The organism is Planotetraspora kaengkrachanensis, from assembly GCF_016862895.1.
Lineage (GTDB): Bacteria > Actinomycetota > Actinomycetes > Streptosporangiales > Streptosporangiaceae > Planotetraspora > Planotetraspora kaengkrachanensis.
Genome location: NZ_BONV01000019.1, coordinates 34,656 through 48,999 on the forward strand (window position 1 = coordinate 34,656; position 14,344 = coordinate 48,999).

Genomic DNA, 14,344 nt, shown 5'->3' on the forward strand with positions numbered 1-14,344 from the left:
GGGGGCGAGTGCTGAGGCAGTATGACGAGCATGATCGAGCGTGCGGACCAGCTCGTTCTCGAGTTCGTCAGCAGGGTGGCCGACGCCGCTCACGGCAGGCTGCGCCCCGAACAGCGGCTCGATTTCGTCCACCGGCTACGCGCCGGCGTCGAGCGGGCGCGCGCAGGCAGCGAGGATCCAAAGCACGTCGCCAAGGTCATCGCCGGTTTCGGTACGCCGGCCGACCTGATCGACCAGGAGATCCGCAGGCTCGCGGCCGCCCAGCAGGCCGCCCGGCGATCCGGGGACCAGGCGGTGCCGGACGACGCCCGTCCGGCGGGTGAGGGGGACACGGCGGTGTTCCCCGTGATCGCCGACGACGGCGAACCGCGCCGGGGAACCCACCCGGAGGACGCGGAAAGGCGGCTGCCTCCCGGTGTGATCTACGGCCGCCGGATCGCGACGGAGCGGGTCTCCCGCAGGGCCGATCGGCCCGCACCGCTGCTACGGCTGCGCCGTGCGGCCATGGCCGGTGGCAATCCGATGGCCACCGGGGGGAGGGACGCCCGGACGATCTTCCTCAACAACCGCCGCGAGACGGTGGCGCTCGTCCTGCTCGTCGCGGCGGGCCTGCTCGTCCCGTTCCGCCTGCCGACGCTGGCGATCTTCCCGATCCCCGGGATCGTGTGGGCCGCGGCGGCCCTGACCCTGCTCGCCTGCCAGGGATGGTCGTTCTCCGACCGGCTGATCGGTCTGACCGTCCCCGTCGTCGCCTTCGCGGTCGGCGGGGTCCTGCTCGGAGCGGCGCGCACGGAGGGCGGGAGCGTCCAGGCGTTCATGGTTTCGTTCCACAACGTGAGCGGCGTGCTCTTCATTCTCGGAACGGCCGCGTCGGTGTCCTGGCTGGCCTTTCGGCTGCTCGATCCACCCCATGGAGAAAGCGGAAACAATCGCCGATAAACCACTCGCGTGTCGATCTCGTGATGTGCAGGCTTACTTCCCAGAGTGGGGGTCCGCAGCGGCCCTCTCAGGGCATAACCTACTTGCAATCACCTTCACGACAGTCTGAACGAGGTCACCCCTGTGCCGAGTGGCAAGGTCAAGTGGTATGACGCCGACAAGGGTTTCGGCTTTCTCACGCGCGATGACGGCGGTGAGGTATTCGTACATTCTTCGGCGCTTCCCAAGGGCACGGAGGCGCTGAAGCCGGGGCAGCGGGTCGAGTTCGGTGTGGCCGAGGGCCGTCGGGGCCAGCAGGCCCTTTCTGTCCGGGTCCTGGAGCAGCCGCCGACCCTGGCGAAGGCCGCCAAGCCGAAGGGCAAGCGGAAGAGCCCGGACGAGATGGTGGTCATCGTCGAGGACCTGATCAAGTTGCTCGACGACATCTCGAACTCCTACCAGAGGGGGAAGCACCCCGACGTCGCCCATGCCAAGAAGGTGGCGACGGTGCTGCGGGCGGTCGCCGACGACATCGACGGGTGACGCGGCGGGCGGCGTAGTCAGGCGGTGTGGTCAGGCGGCCGGTTCGGGAGTGACGGCCGCCAGCCGCCTGCGCCGGTGAGTGAGAAGCCACACGAGGGAGAAGGCGAGCCCCGCGGAGACCACCGCCAGCCCCGTGGGGCCGGGTGTGAACAACGACATGACCAGGCCCAGGAGGCCGCCGAACACCCAGGCGATCTGGAGCAGCGTCTCCACGACGCCGAAGGTGGACGACCGGACCTCCTCGCCGATCTCCCGCTGGACGATCGCGTCGAGCGCGAGCTTGCCGAGGCTCTGGGCGAAGGCGCCCACCAGGGCGACCACGAGGGCCGTCCACAGGGAGAAGAAGAACGCCGCCGCGACCGTGGTCACGGTCGTCACCGCGAGCGTGACCAGCACCGTCAGGAGCGGTGATCGGGATCGGACCCAGGAGGCGACCGCCGCGCCCGCCAGTCCGCCGCCGCCCGCGGCGAGCGCCAGCAGGGTCAGGGCCGCCTCGGGGGCGAGACCGTTGAGATGGTGGTCCTGCACCAGGAAGAGCAGGAAGAACACCAGGAACCCGGCCTGCACGCGGATGGCGGCGTTCGCGGTCATCGCCTCGCCGACCACCTGACCCACGCTCAGGATGGTCCGCCACCTCGACGGCCGCGCCGCCCCGGCGCCCACCTCGGTGCCCGCCTCAGTGGCCGTCTCAGTGGCTGTTTCGGCGTCCATCTCGACGTCGGGTGAGTCGACGTGCCGCGGGAGCCGTACGGCGACGACGCCCGCCGCGAAGAAGAGCGGCATCGTGACGCGCAGAACCCATTCCGGCCCCGCCAGGGCGGCCACCCCGGTCGACAGGGCGGCGCCCACTCCCGCGGAGACCAGGGCGAACAGGGAGACCCGCGCGTTCGCCGTCACCAGCGGGATGTCGGCCGGCAGGACGCTCGGCATGATCGCCGCCCGGGACACGTTGTACGCCTTGGACAACACGAGCACGGCCAGGGCGGAAGGGAAGAGCGTGATCGCGTCGGAGGAGTGCACGGCGCCCGCCATGCCCCAGCACAGCAACCCGCGCGCGAACAGGGTCCCGGCCATGATGTAGCGCCGCCCGGACCTGAAACGGTCGAGGACGGGGCCGACGAAGGGCGCCACGACGGCGAAGGGGACCATCGTGATCAAGAGGTAGAGCGCCACCTGGCCGCGCGCCTGTCCGACGGGCAGCCGGAAGAGCAGCGCGCCGGCCAGGGAGACCGTGATCAGCGCGTCGCCGGCCGAATGGGCCGCGGTCAGTTCGATCAGCCGGCCGAGGCCGGTCCGATCAGCGCCGTTGGCATGCGTGAGCCGCCGGGTCGCCCGCCCTGGCGCTCCCACAGCACGCACAACTTTCGGCCAAAAATTCACCATAGGCACCGACATCCCTTCCAGTGTTACCCCATAGAGCCGGTGCGGTCCGCTCTCGGCGTGGGTGAAAATGGAGTGTGAGTCGTACCCGAATCCGAAGCACTCCAGTCGACCAGGCGTGTGCCGATGCCGTCGACCTGGCCCGAGCTGTCGCCGAGGAGATGGCCCGTCCGGGTGAGGTGGGGGCGCATCTGGGATTCGAGGGCGAGGGCGACCGGCTCGTCACCCACTACTTCGAGTGTCTGGAGCGGGCGTACTCGGGCTGGCGGTGGGCGGTCACGGTCACCCGGGCCTCCCGTGCGCGCAACGTCACCGTGAGCGAGGGCGTGCTGCTGCCGGGGTCGGGCGCGCTGCTCGCTCCCCAGTGGGTGCCGTGGAACGAGCGGCTGCTGCCCGGAGACCTCGGCGTGGGCGACCTGCTGCCGACCGAGGCCGACGACGACCGTCTCACCCCCGGCTACACCGCCACCGGTGACGATCTCGACGAGCAGATGATCTTCGAGTACGGCCTGGGCCGTGCCCGCGTGCTCTCGCCGGTCGGCCGGGACCTGGCCGTGCAGCGCTGGCACTCCGGTGAGGCGGGCCCGCACACCCCGCTGGCGCACGCGGCTCCCGCCCAATGCTCGACCTGCGGGTTCTACTGGCCTCTTTCCGGCACGCTGAGGCTCGGCTTCGGCGTCTGCGCCAACGAGTACGCCCCCGACGACGGCCGGGTGGTGGCCGCCGACCACGGGTGCGGCGCCCATTCCGAGGCGACGACGGTCCCCTCGATGGTCGTGGAGGCCCAGCCGCCGATCCTCGACGACCTGGGATACGACGACCTCACGGAAGCCGGATCGGTCGACGCGACCGACTCCGAGCCGCTCGGTCACTCCTGACATGTTCGATACCGGAAGACTGCGCGAGACGGTCCTCGCCGCCTGGACGGCGTCGCCCGCCCGATTCCGCGAGGACGCCAACGCGGAGGAGGACTTCGCGCTCGGCGGCTACCGCGACCGGCTGGTCGTGGAGCTGGCCCAGAACGCGGCGGACGCGGCCCTGCGCGCCGGCGTCCCGGGGCGGCTGAGGTTGTCGCTGAGGGACGGCGTGCTCATGGCCGCCAACACCGGCGCACCGCTCGACGAGGCGGGCGTCGAGGGCCTGTCCACGCTGCGCGTCTCAGGGAAGAGGGACGAGGCGGGCGCGGCCGGCCGGTTCGGCGTCGGCTTCGCGGCCGTCGTTTCCGTCTGCGACGAGCCCTCGATCGTCTCGCGGGAGACCGGCGGGGTCCGCTGGTCGCGTGGGGAGACGGCCGCCCTCGTGAGCGCACGTCCCGAGCTCGCCGCCGAGCTGGCCGGCCGCGACGGCCACGTGCCGTTGCTGCGCCTGCCGTTCCCCGCGGAGATCACGGAGGTTCCCGAGGGCTTCGACACGCTGGTACGGCTCCCGCTCCGCGATGACACGGCCGCGAAGGCCGTGCGGCGGATGCTGGAGGAGGCCGGCCCGGCGCTGCCCCTGGCGATGCCCGCGCTCGAGACCGTCGAGATCGAGATCGACGGGCTGACGCGCACGATCTCGACCGACGGCTGGCGGATCGTGACCGAGTCGGGGGTGTTCACGCCCGAGCAGGTCGCCGAGCTGTTCGCCGGCCGGCCGACCGAGGAGCGGGCCCGGCCGTACTGGGAGGTCCGCTGGGCCGTGCACCCGGAGGTCCGCACCCCGAGAGTGGTGCACGCTCCGACCCCGAGCGACGAGCCCCTCGACCTCCCGGCCCTGCTGATCGCCACGTTCCCATTGACCACCGACCGGCGGCACGTCGCCCCTGGCCCCCTCACGGACTTCCTGGTCGGCCGGGCCGCGGAGGCGTACGTCCGGCTGCTGCAGGAACTGCCCGCCACCCCGGCCCTGCTCGACCTCGTGCCGGGGTTGATGGGCAAGGGAGAGCTCGACGCCGCCATCCGCAGGGAGATCATCAGGCTGCTGCCGGGCACGCCGCTGCTCCCGGCGATCTCCGGGATCCTGCCGGGCGACCAGACGCGGGCCGTCGAGGGCTCGCAGGACTTCCTCGACAAGATCGCGGACATGGTGCCCGGGCTGCTGCCCGCGGGCTGGGCCTCACGCAGTCCCGCTCTCACCACCCTCGGCGTCAGGCGGGTGGAGCTCGCCGACGTGGTGGACATGTTGTCCGGCGACGCAGTACAGGACAGGGACCCGTCGTGGTGGCGGTCGTTGTACGCGGTCCTGCCCGCGGACGACCGCGAGGCCATCGGCGCGATTCCCGTGCCGCTCGCGGACGGCCGGCTGGTCCGCGGCCCGCGCGGCACGCTGGTGCTCTCCGCCGGCCTCGACCATGATCTTGGCGACCGCCCGTCACTCGATCCGGCCCTGCTCGGCCCGCTGGGGCTGCGGATCGTTCATCCCGAGGCCGTGCATCCGCTGCTGCTCCGGTTGGGCGCGGCCGAGGCCACGCCGAGGACGGTCCTCGACGACCCGCTCACCCACGCCGCCGTGGCCGAGTCGCTCGACAGCGCCGATCCCGAGCCGGTGTCCCAGGCCGTGCTCGCGCTGGTCGACGCGGCGGGGCTCACGGCCGGTGAGGCGCCATGGCTGTCCGCGCTGGCGTTGCGGGGCTCGGACGGCGAGCTCTACGCCGCCGGCGACCTGCTCCTCGAGGGCGGTTCGCTGGCCGGGCTGATCGACCGGGACGTGCCGTTCGGCGTCGCCGCGGCCGACCTGGTCGAGAAGTACGGCTCGCACGTGCTGGCGGCGGCCGGCGTGCTCGACGGGTTCGCCGTGGTCAACGACTCCGACGTCGTGCTGGACCTGTCCGAATGCGACCACGACCTCGATCTCGAGGACGAGTGGATCGAGGCGGTGCTCGATCTGCTGCCCGACTTGGACGTGCCACCGGTGGCGAGGGAGTTCACCGCCGTCCGCGACCTGGAATACGTCGCCGAGTGGACCTCCGCGCTCGGCCTGCTCTCCCGGCCGCCGCTGCGGGCCGCGCTGCTGCCGCTTCGCGTGCTCGTGGCGGGCGAGACGGTCGAGGTCCCCTCGTACACGGCGTGGTGGCTGTCGCGGCATCCCGTGCTCGGCGGCCGCGTCCCCACGACGCTCCGGCTTCCCTCGGGCGACCCTCTGCTGTTCGGCCTGTACGGCGACGCCCCGGCGGGGATCGACGAGAGCGCGCTGAAGATGATCGGCGTCAGGTCGTCACTCGAGGAGTTGCTGGCCTCACACGGCGGGCCGGAGGAACTGCTCGACCAGCTCGCCGACCCCGCGGCCGAGGTCGACCGGGCGCAGCTGCGCTCCCTCTACACGGCCCTTGCGGGCGTCGACCCCGAGCGGGTGAGCCCGCCGGACCTGGTCCGGGCCGTGCTGAAGGGGGCGATCGTGGTGGCGGAGGCCGACGAGGGCTCCGTCGTCGTGGAGGCGCCCGACCTGCTGCCCCTGGTGGAGGACCGGCCGCTCGTGCTCGCGCCGTTCGATCTCGCGGAGGCGTTGTCGGAGGTGCTGGACCTGCCCCTGGTCGGGGAGGTCGTCACGGGCGCGGTGACGTCGGCGGGAGTGGAGCGGCCGGTGCCGCCGGAGGTGCGGTCACTGCTGCCCTCCGTGCCGCTGAGCTATGTCGAGCACGACGAGCTGCAGGTGGACGGCAGGCCGGTGCCCTGGCGTTTCTTCGAGGGAAGGGTCCACGCCTCGGGTGTCGAGGGCCTGGCGAGGGGCCTCGCGTGGGCCGCCGGCCAGTGGGGCGACCGGCTAGCGGTGGCCGCGCTCCTGCGGGATCCCGGCAGGGTTCCGCTGCTGCTGGCCGAGGCCGACCTCGACCCGGTGACCGCGCTGGGGTGAGCGCAGCCGGGGGGTCTCCTCCCCGGCCGCCGCCTCAGTGGCGCCTGGCGTCGCGGCGGTGGACGTAGTAGACGCCGAACAGGCCCAGACCGATTCCCACCACGCAGGTCCAGATCGACCAGGTGTGCACGGGCCGGATGATCAGCAGCACGACCAGGGCGATCGCCCACAACCCCGTTCCCACCAGGAAGGTCCTGGTGTCGTTGGTCTTGAGGGGTTGGGGATCGGGTCGGCGCGGCTGGTTCACCCCGCAAGCTTAAGAGATCGGGCGAACGGGGGTGACCTCGGATGACAGATTAGTCACAAAAGGACAACTCCGTCTTTTCGTAAAAGGTGTCATCCTGTCACTCTGCGCGCGTGAACCAAACCAGCAGTTCCACTGCACTTGATCGCTATTTTTCCATCTCAGCGCGTGGCTCCACGGTGGGTCAGGAGATCCGCGGCGGCATCGCCACCTTTTTCACGATGGCCTACATCGTGGTCCTCAATCCCCTCATCATCGGGACCGCCGCGGACAAGGCCGGGCAGTTTCTCGGTGACGGCAGCGTCCCGAATCTCCCGTTGGTCGCCGCCGCGACGGCGTTCGTGGCCGGAATCGTCACGATCGCGATGGGCGTGTTCGGCCGGGTGCCGTTCGCGCTGGCCACTGGGCTCGGCCTGAACGCCTTCCTCGCCTTCGGCGTCGCGAGCCAGATGTCCTGGGAAGACGCCATGGGCCTGGTCGTGCTCGAGGGCATCGTGATCGCCATCCTGGTGGTCACGGGTTTCAGGGTCGCGGTGTTCAACGCCATCCCCGCCCAGCTCAAGACGGCGATCAGCGTCGGGATCGGCCTGTTCATCACGCTCATCGGCTTCGTCGACGCAGGCTTCGTGCGGCGCATCCCCGACGCCGCGCACACCACCGTGCCGGTGCAGCTCGGCTCGCTCGGCAACGGCTCGCTGACCGGCTGGCCGACGCTGGTCTTCGTCGTGGGCCTGCTGGCGACGGCGTTCCTGGTGGCGCGCAAGGCGAAGGGCGCGATCCTCGTCGGCATCGTCGCGACGACGATCTTCGCGTTCGTGGTGGAGCTGATCGGCGACCTCGGCAGTCAGCCAGGGAAGCCGAACGGGTGGAGCCTCAACATCCCCCAGTGGCCCGGCAAGATCATTGACGTCCCCGACCTGTCGCTGATCGGCCAGTTCAGCCTGTTCGGCGCGTTCGCCCAGATCGGCGGGCTCGCGGCGGTCCTGCTGGTCTTCACGCTGATGCTCGCCGACTTCTTCGACACCATGGGCACGATCGTGGGCGTCGGCCGCCAGGCGGGTCTCGTCCGCGCCGACGGCACCATGGAGCGGACCCGCGAGATCCTGCTGGTCGACTCCGTCGCCGCGGCGGCCGGCGGCGCGGCGAGCGTCTCGTCGAACACCACCTACATCGAGTCCGCGTCCGGCGTCGGGGAGGGCGCGCGAACGGGTCTCGCGAGCGTGGTCACCGGCCTGCTCTTCCTGCTCGCGATGTTCTTCGCGCCGCTGACCGACATCGTCCCCTTCGAGGCGGCGACCCCCGCACTGGTGATCGTCGGCTTCCTGATGATGACCCAGATCAAGGAGATCGACTTCAGCGACTTCGAGATCGCGATCCCGGCCTTCCTGACGATCGTGCTGATGCCGTTCACCTACTCGATCACCGCGGGGATCGGGGCGGGCTTCGTCAGCTACATCGTGATCAAGGTCCTGCGCGGCAAGGCCAAGGAGGTCCACCCGCTGCTCTGGCTCGTGGGGATCCTCTTCGTCGTCTACTTCGCGCTGGAGCCGATCAAGAGCCTGCTCGGGATCGGCTGACGTCGAGGCCGTCGTGGTGGTGGCGGAGCGGGCCACCACCATGACGACCTGGCCGTGCAGCCGGGTCTGGCCGTCCAGGCAGGACGCGGGCCCGCGTGAGGGGGCGCGTCACACCGCGCCGGCGGCGGCGAACGTGCAGATCGCGGCGCCGAGGATGAGCGAGTGCAGGATCATGTGCTCGAGGTTGGGGCGGGGGCGGTCCCCCAGGCGGGGGAGCACGATGACGGTCATGGCGTAGGTCCGCGCATGCAGGCCGGCCCAGGTCTCTCCGGTGCCCGCGGTCGCCCAGGGGGCCGTGACGCCGGCCAGGTACGGAAGCCACCACAGGGTCAGGCCGCCGAGGACGACGAGCAGTTCCAGGCCCGCGCCCGCATAGGCGAGGACCGGCAGGCCGGCGGCGCCGGCGGCGACGAGGAGAACGGCCGGGACCAGCATGACCGGCGCGTTGATCGCCACCTCTGTGATCTGCTCCGACCTCTTCGCGTCCCGAACGTTGTTGAACGGGAAGACGTCGACGAGCGTGGTGAAGACGAAGTAGGCGTCGGCCAGGAGCAGCAGGACGAGCGCGACGGCGAACATGGGGGCGTCCTTACTCGGGGAGGGTGGGTTCAGCCGGCGTCGGCGCCGTGACGCGCGTGGACTCCGGCGAGGAACGTGGAAAGGGCGATGTCGAACCAGGTGTCGTAGTACGCCCGGGGTGCGGCCGGGGGCTCGGGGACCTCGCCGAACTCGGCCAGGGCGTGGCCGGTCACGAGGATGAACAGCGACTGCACCAGGAACAGCGCCTCCTCGTCGGTGAGGCGCAGGCCGGCGTGCATCGAGGCCAGCACCAGGGGGACCGCCGGTTCGAACACCTCCGGCGACACGTTCCGCACGGCGACGACCGCGGCGGCTCCGGGATGGACCCCCAGGGCCTCCCGCAGGGAGTGCGCCATTCCGGTCATCAGCTCACGCCACCCCGATTCAGGGGTGAGCGCGGCGAGCACCTGCGACGCGACGCGGTCGGACACCAGTTGGAGCAGCGCGGCCTTGTTCGGCACGTGGTAGTAGAGCGAGGCCGCCTTCACGTCGAGCCGCGTGGCCAGCGTGCGCATCGACAGCGCGGCGACGCCCTCCTGGTCGAGGAGGTCGAACACCGCGCGGAGGATCGATTCGGTGTCGAGACGTGCCGCCGGGCTCATGGACGATTCCTTTCTAACATCGTTAGGTTGAGACTAACAGCGTTAGAATGGGGGTGCAAGCGTCGGTTCGGGATCGGGGGGTCCGGGTGGGCGGCGTCCCGTGGTTGTTGTCACACAGGGGCCGTCGCGTGCCTGCGAGGCTCTGAGCTCGCGAATTGCGGAATATCGGCAGGCGACATAAAGTTAGCAAAGGTAATGAGACATGCTAACAAAGACAGAGAATCTCCGAAGCGACGCCGGCCTCGCGTCCGCGTTGCGCGTTTCGCTCGCGCGCCTGAACCGCCGGCTGCGCAAGCAGGGTGCGCATCACTCGCTGACCCCCACTCAGCTCGCGACGCTGGCGGCCGTCGAGAGCCACACCGAGATGACCCCCGGCGAGCTGGCGGAGCACGAGAAGGTGCAGCCGCCCTCCATGACCCGAGTGATCGCCAAGCTCGAGGAGCGGGGTCTGCTGGCACGCAGGCCCCATCCGACGGACCGGAGACAGGTCACCGTCCGCCTGACGGAGGCGGGGACGGCGCTGCTCAAGGAGGAGCGCCGGATGAAGGAGGCCTGGCTCGCGCGTCAGCTCAAGGAGCTGACGCCGGAGGAGCGGGCGGCGCTGCGGGTGGCGGCTCCGATTCTGGCGAGGCTCTCCCAGATGTAGGGGGGATGTTCCGCTCGCTGCGCAACTACAACTACCGGCTGTTCGCGGCCGGTGGAGTGGTGTCCAACATCGGCACCTGGATGCAGCGGACGGCGCAGGACTGGCTGGTCCTCGACCTCACGGGCGGCAGCGGCTCCGCTCTCGGCGTGACCGTCGCGCTGCAGTTCCTGCCGGTGATGTTGTTCGGCCTGTGGGGCGGCATGCTCGCGGACCGCTACCCCAAGCGGCGGGTGCTGGTCGTGGCCCAGACCCTGATGGGCCTGCTCGCGCTGAGCATGGGCGTGCTCGTCCTGACGGGCTCCGTGCAGGTGTGGCACGTCTACGTGATGGCCTTCACCCTCGGCCTGGTCTCCTGTGTCGAGGTCCCGACTCGGCAGTCGTTCGTCGTGGAGATGGTGGGCCGCAAGGACCTGCCGAACGCGATCGCGCTCAACAGCTCGACGTTCAACCTGGCCAGGGTGGTCGGCCCGGCCGCCGCGGGCGTGTTCATCTACTGGATGGGCACCGGCCCGATCTTCCTGCTGAACGCGGCGTCGTTCGCCGCCGTGATCATCGGGCTGATCCTCATGCGGGGCTCGGAGCTGCGCAGCCCCGAGCCGGTTCCCCGGGCCAGGGGTCAGCTCCGCGAAGGGGTGCGGTACGTCTTCGAACGGCCTGATCTCCTGCTGCCGCTGCTCATCGTCGGCTTCATGGCGGTCTTCGCGCAGAGCTTCACGACCAGCATCGCCCTCATGGCCAGGCAGGTGTACGGCGCGGGCGCGTCGTCCTTCGGCATCGCGTCCAGCGCGTTCGCCGTCGGGGCCCTCGGCGGCGCCCTGCTGGCCGCGCGGCGGGTCAAGCAGAGCCGAAGGTTCCTGCTCGCCGGATCCGTGTGCTTCGGGATCTTCCAGATCACGGCCGGGATCGCCCCCGACTACCCGATCTTCCTGCTCCTGCTCGTCCCGGCGGGAATGGCCATGATCACGGTCAACACCACCGCGAACACCATGGTCCAACTCGGTTCTTCGCCCGACATGCGCGGCCGGGTCATGGGCATCTACGTGCTCGTGTTCACGGCGGGGGCGCCCGTGGGGTCGCCGCTCGTGGGATGGCTGTCCGAGACGGCAGGCCCGCGTGCCGCCGTCCTGACCGCCGGCGTGCTGAGCGTGGTGGGCACCGGCCTCGCCCTGCTGCTGACCAGGGTCGTCGCAGCCCGTGCGGCCGCCGGGGAACAATCGGTCCGTGAGGTTGTTCCTGGCGCTGCTACCGCCGTCTGAGGCGCTGGAGGAGGTCGCCGCGGCGATCGGCCCCGTCCGGGACGAGTGGCCGGGCCTGCGGTGGATCGACCCGTCCCTGTGGCACGTGACGCTCGCCTTCCTCGGCGAGGTCCCCGACCGGGTGCTGCCCGACCTGCACGTACGGCTGGCGAGAGCAGCCTCGCGCCACCCTCCGGCGACGTTGTCGTTCGCGGGGTCCGGGGCCTTCCCGTCTCCCGCTCATGGGAGGGTCTTCTGGGCCGGCCTGGGCGACGGCCCGTCCCTGAAGGGGCTGGCCGACTCGCTCGCCGCGGGGGCCCGCCGGGCCGGGGCGATGGAGAAGGACCGCACGCGGTTCCATCCCCATCTCACCCTGGCCCGCTCTCGGGACGGCGTCGACCTGTGGCCGCTCGTCCGGGCCACGAGCACGTTCAGCGGGCGCTCCTGGGAGGCGAAAGCCGTACATCTGATGCGAAGCCACCTGGGGCCGCGCGTCCGTTACGAGCACGTCGAGGCGTATTCACTCGGTCGTCGCGACTAGGCTCCTTGCCGTGGATCGTCCTCGTCGCTGGTTGTTGCCCACGGTGCTCGCGCTGCTCGTGCTCATCGTGGTGGTCGGGACGCTGCTGGGATGACGTCCTAGGCAGGACCCCGCGCTACCAGGCGTACGCCTCGGGGGCGGGGTGGCCGGGACCGGGGAAGATCTCGTCGAGACGGGCGAGCGTGTCTTCGTCGATCCCCGTGTGCATGACCTGGTTCGCTCCCTCGAGTTGCGCCATCGTGCGCGGACCGATGATCGGAGCGGCGACCGCGGGCTGACAGAGCAGCCAGGACAGCGCCACGACATTGGGATCGGCGCCGATCTCCGCGCAGAACGCCTCGTACTCCTCGATCTTGCTCTTGTGCTTGGCCACCTCGGCGAGCATGGTGTCGGTGCCGGACCGCCCCTTCTCGAGCTTCTTCAGCACACCGGAGAGCAGGCCGCCCGCGAGGGGGCTCCACGGGATCACGCTGATGCCGTAGTCCTCCGCGGCGGGCAGGAGCTCGATTTCCGGCAGGCGGTTGAGCAGGTTGTAGTGCGCCTGCTCGCTGACCAGGCCGAGGAAGTTGCGGCGCCGGGCGGTCTCCTGGGCCTTGGCGAGGTGCCATCCCGCGAAGTTCGACGAACCGACGTAAAGGATCTTGCCCTGCTGCCGCAGGACCTCCATGGCCTCCCAGAACTCGTCGAACGGCGTGTACCTGTCGATGTGGTGGGCCTGGTACAGGTCGATGTGGTCGGTCTGCAGGCGCTTCAGGGAGGCGTCGGCGGCCCGCCTGATGTTCAGCGCGGACAGCCGGCGCTCGTTCGGCCAGTCGCCCATGATGCTGTAGACCTTGGTCGCGAGGACGGTGCGCTCGCGCCGGCCGCCGCCCTTCGCGAACCACCGGCCGATGATCTGCTCGGTGACGCCCTCGCCCTTCTGGCCGCCGTAGGAGTTCGCGGTGTCGAAGAAGTTGATGCCGAGCTCGTGGGCGCGATCCATGATCGCGTGGGAGTCGTCTTCCGTGGTCTGCGGGCCGAAGTTCATCGTGCCGAGGCAGAGCCTGCTGACCTGCAGGCCGGTACGTCCAAGTTGTTGATATTCCACTCGGCCCAGACTAGGCACCGACGCGGACGCTCCGTGCATCGGGAATGATTGCCGCATGGGGATCTCGCGGGGGGCCGTGAACCGGGTCGGGAGGGCGCTTCGGCCGGCGGCGTTCGTCCTCGCCGTCTCCGCCGCCCTCTCCCTCGCCGTCCCGCCTCCGCAGAGCGCCCGCGCCGACGACGACAAGCCCCTGTTCGCCGACGACGACAAACCCCTCTTCACGATCAGGGACAAGCGCATCGCCGAGTCCAGCGGGCTGGCGTTCTCGCCGACGCACAAGGGCGTCGTCTACACGCACAACGACAGCGGCGGCTCCCCGACGGTCTACGCACTTGGCCTCGACGGCCGGACGCGGGCCGCGTTCACCCTCGCCGGAGCGGTCGCCAGGGACTGGGAGGCGATGGCGACCTCCGTCGACCCCAAGACCGGGCGGGGCGTGCTGTGGATCGGCGACATCGGCGACAACCTGGACGGCGCGTGGTCCGACATCTCCGTCTACAAGGTCGTCGAGCCGCGGACGCTGGCGGACGCGACGCTCAAGGCGACCCGGTACCGCTTCCGCTACAAGGACGGCGCCCGCAACGCCGAGGGCCTGATGGTCGACCCCCGTTCCGGCCGGCTGTACGTCGTCAGCAAGGAGTTCGACGGGTCGATCTACCAGGCGCCGGCCAAGCTCAGGACCGACGGGGTGAACGTGCTCCGGCGGGTCGGGTCCGCACCCATCATGGCCACCGACGCCGCCTTCGCCCCCGACGGTTCGAGCTTCGTGATCCGGACGTACTTCTCCGCCACGGTCTTCCGCTCGCCCGATCACGAGATCGCGCATGTCACCATGCCGCCGCTGAACCAGTCGGAGTCCGTCACCTACACCCCGGACGGCACCGCCCTGCTCACCGGCTCGGAAGGCGCGCGGAGCCCGGTCTACGAGGTGCCGCTGCCGGCGGAGGCCCGGGCGCGGCCCGCGGTCGCCACCCGATCTCCGGCGGCGACCCCGGCCCCGCGAGGTTCGGCCGCGGCCTCCGGACAGGCGGGCGATTCCGGAGTGCCGACCACGATGATCGTCTTATGGGTGGCGGTCGCCGTGGGAGCGATCGGCGTGATCCTCGTGATCGCCTGGCGGACCGCTCGCTGAAGGCGGACCGCTCGCTGAGGAGGGTGTCACGG

The 14,344-nt window shown here is 70.6% G+C and carries 14 protein-coding genes; 9 read left to right on the forward strand and 5 right to left on the reverse strand.

Annotated elements, in window-relative coordinates:
- Positions 1-30 precede the first annotated feature (30 nt).
- Both Pka01_RS21605 and Pka01_RS21610 read left to right on the forward strand, forming a co-directional pair.
- On the forward strand, positions 31-939 hold the full coding sequence (locus tag Pka01_RS21605; protein WP_203884645.1) for a hypothetical protein: 909 nt from the start codon (positions 31-33) through the stop codon (positions 937-939).
- Positions 940-1,062: 123 nt separating this feature from the next.
- Positions 1,063-1,461, forward strand: a complete 399-nt coding sequence (locus Pka01_RS21610; RefSeq protein WP_203884646.1) for a cold-shock protein — start codon at positions 1,063-1,065, stop codon at positions 1,459-1,461.
- 30 nt (positions 1,462-1,491) lie between these two features.
- Here Pka01_RS21610 and Pka01_RS21615 read toward each other — a convergent pair whose 3' ends face one another.
- The gene (locus tag Pka01_RS21615; protein WP_239115181.1) at positions 1,492-2,811 is read right to left on the reverse strand and encodes an MFS transporter; all 1,320 of its coding nucleotides are present in this window, start codon (positions 2,809-2,811) and stop codon (positions 1,492-1,494) included.
- A 107-nt stretch (positions 2,812-2,918) separates the two neighbouring features.
- On the opposite strand from Pka01_RS21615, the gene Pka01_RS21620 reads away from it, so the two are divergent.
- Together Pka01_RS21620 and Pka01_RS21625 are read left to right on the forward strand one after the other, a co-directional pair.
- Positions 2,919-3,719: a DUF3027 domain-containing protein gene (locus Pka01_RS21620; protein ID WP_203884648.1), complete on the forward strand. Its 801-nt coding sequence runs from the start codon at positions 2,919-2,921 to the stop codon at positions 3,717-3,719.
- Between the two features lies 1 nt (position 3,720).
- Positions 3,721-6,669 carry a sacsin N-terminal ATP-binding-like domain-containing protein gene (locus Pka01_RS21625; RefSeq protein ID WP_203884649.1) on the forward strand — a complete coding sequence of 983 codons (2,949 nt, stop codon included), beginning with the start codon at positions 3,721-3,723 and terminating at the stop codon, positions 6,667-6,669.
- 34 nt (positions 6,670-6,703) lie between these two features.
- Here the strand turns inward: Pka01_RS21625 and Pka01_RS21630 are convergent, their stop codons facing one another.
- The gene (locus Pka01_RS21630; RefSeq protein WP_203884650.1) at positions 6,704-6,916 is read right to left on the reverse strand and encodes a DUF2530 domain-containing protein; all 213 of its coding nucleotides are present in this window, start codon (positions 6,914-6,916) and stop codon (positions 6,704-6,706) included.
- A 110-nt stretch (positions 6,917-7,026) separates the two neighbouring features.
- Here Pka01_RS21630 and Pka01_RS21635 point away from each other — a divergent pair, with 110 nt between their 5' ends.
- A complete protein-coding gene (locus Pka01_RS21635; RefSeq protein WP_203884651.1) occupies positions 7,027-8,490 on the forward strand; it encodes an NCS2 family permease in 1,464 nt (487 codons plus the stop codon).
- 108 nt (positions 8,491-8,598) lie between these two features.
- Here Pka01_RS21635 and Pka01_RS21640 read toward each other — a convergent pair whose 3' ends face one another.
- The gene (locus tag Pka01_RS21640; protein ID WP_203884652.1) at positions 8,599-9,069 is read right to left on the reverse strand and encodes a hypothetical protein; all 471 of its coding nucleotides are present in this window, start codon (positions 9,067-9,069) and stop codon (positions 8,599-8,601) included.
- Positions 9,070-9,098: 29 nt separating this feature from the next.
- The gene (locus Pka01_RS21645; protein WP_203884653.1) at positions 9,099-9,671 is read right to left on the reverse strand and encodes a TetR/AcrR family transcriptional regulator; all 573 of its coding nucleotides are present in this window, start codon (positions 9,669-9,671) and stop codon (positions 9,099-9,101) included.
- Between the two features lie 202 nt (positions 9,672-9,873).
- On the opposite strand from Pka01_RS21645, the gene Pka01_RS21650 reads away from it, so the two are divergent.
- From Pka01_RS21650 to thpR, 3 genes are read left to right on the forward strand one after another with little or no spacing between them, the layout of a single operon-like run.
- On the forward strand, positions 9,874-10,317 hold the full coding sequence (locus Pka01_RS21650) for a MarR family winged helix-turn-helix transcriptional regulator (RefSeq protein WP_203884654.1): 444 nt from the start codon (positions 9,874-9,876) through the stop codon (positions 10,315-10,317).
- A 5-nt stretch (positions 10,318-10,322) separates the two neighbouring features.
- Positions 10,323-11,573, forward strand: a complete 1,251-nt coding sequence (locus Pka01_RS21655) for an MFS transporter (protein WP_203884655.1) — start codon at positions 10,323-10,325, stop codon at positions 11,571-11,573.
- Entirely contained in the window at positions 11,539-12,093 is a 555-nt protein-coding gene (gene thpR / locus Pka01_RS21660; protein WP_203884656.1) for an RNA 2',3'-cyclic phosphodiesterase, read from the forward strand. Before Pka01_RS21655 ends, thpR begins: the two co-directional genes overlap by 35 nt.
- 115 nt (positions 12,094-12,208) lie before the next feature.
- Here the strand turns inward: thpR and Pka01_RS21665 are convergent, their stop codons facing one another.
- Positions 12,209-13,180, reverse strand: a complete 972-nt coding sequence (locus tag Pka01_RS21665) for an aldo/keto reductase (protein ID WP_203884657.1) — start codon at positions 13,178-13,180, stop codon at positions 12,209-12,211.
- Positions 13,181-13,235: 55 nt separating this feature from the next.
- Between Pka01_RS21665 and Pka01_RS21670 the strand changes: the two genes are divergently transcribed.
- Positions 13,236-14,312, forward strand: a complete 1,077-nt coding sequence (locus Pka01_RS21670; RefSeq protein WP_203884658.1) for a hypothetical protein — start codon at positions 13,236-13,238, stop codon at positions 14,310-14,312.
- The last annotated feature ends 32 nt before the right edge of the window (positions 14,313-14,344 follow it).

Coding starts and splice junctions, on each gene's coding strand:
- Pka01_RS21605 (WP_203884645.1), top strand. CDS start 31: ATGATCGAGCGTGCGGACCAGCTCGTTCTCGAGTTCGTCAGCAGGGTG.
- Pka01_RS21625 (WP_203884649.1), top strand. CDS start 3,721: ATGTTCGATACCGGAAGACTGCGCGAGACGGTCCTCGCCGCCTGGACG.
- Pka01_RS21640 (WP_203884652.1), bottom strand. CDS start 9,069: ATGTTCGCCGTCGCGCTCGTCCTGCTGCTCCTGGCCGACGCCTACTTC.
- Pka01_RS21645 (WP_203884653.1), bottom strand. CDS start 9,671: ATGAGCCCGGCGGCACGTCTCGACACCGAATCGATCCTCCGCGCGGTG.
- Pka01_RS21650 (WP_203884654.1), top strand. CDS start 9,874: ATGCTAACAAAGACAGAGAATCTCCGAAGCGACGCCGGCCTCGCGTCC.
- Pka01_RS21655 (WP_203884655.1), top strand. CDS start 10,323: ATGTTCCGCTCGCTGCGCAACTACAACTACCGGCTGTTCGCGGCCGGT.
- Pka01_RS21670 (WP_203884658.1), top strand. CDS start 13,236: ATGGGGATCTCGCGGGGGGCCGTGAACCGGGTCGGGAGGGCGCTTCGG.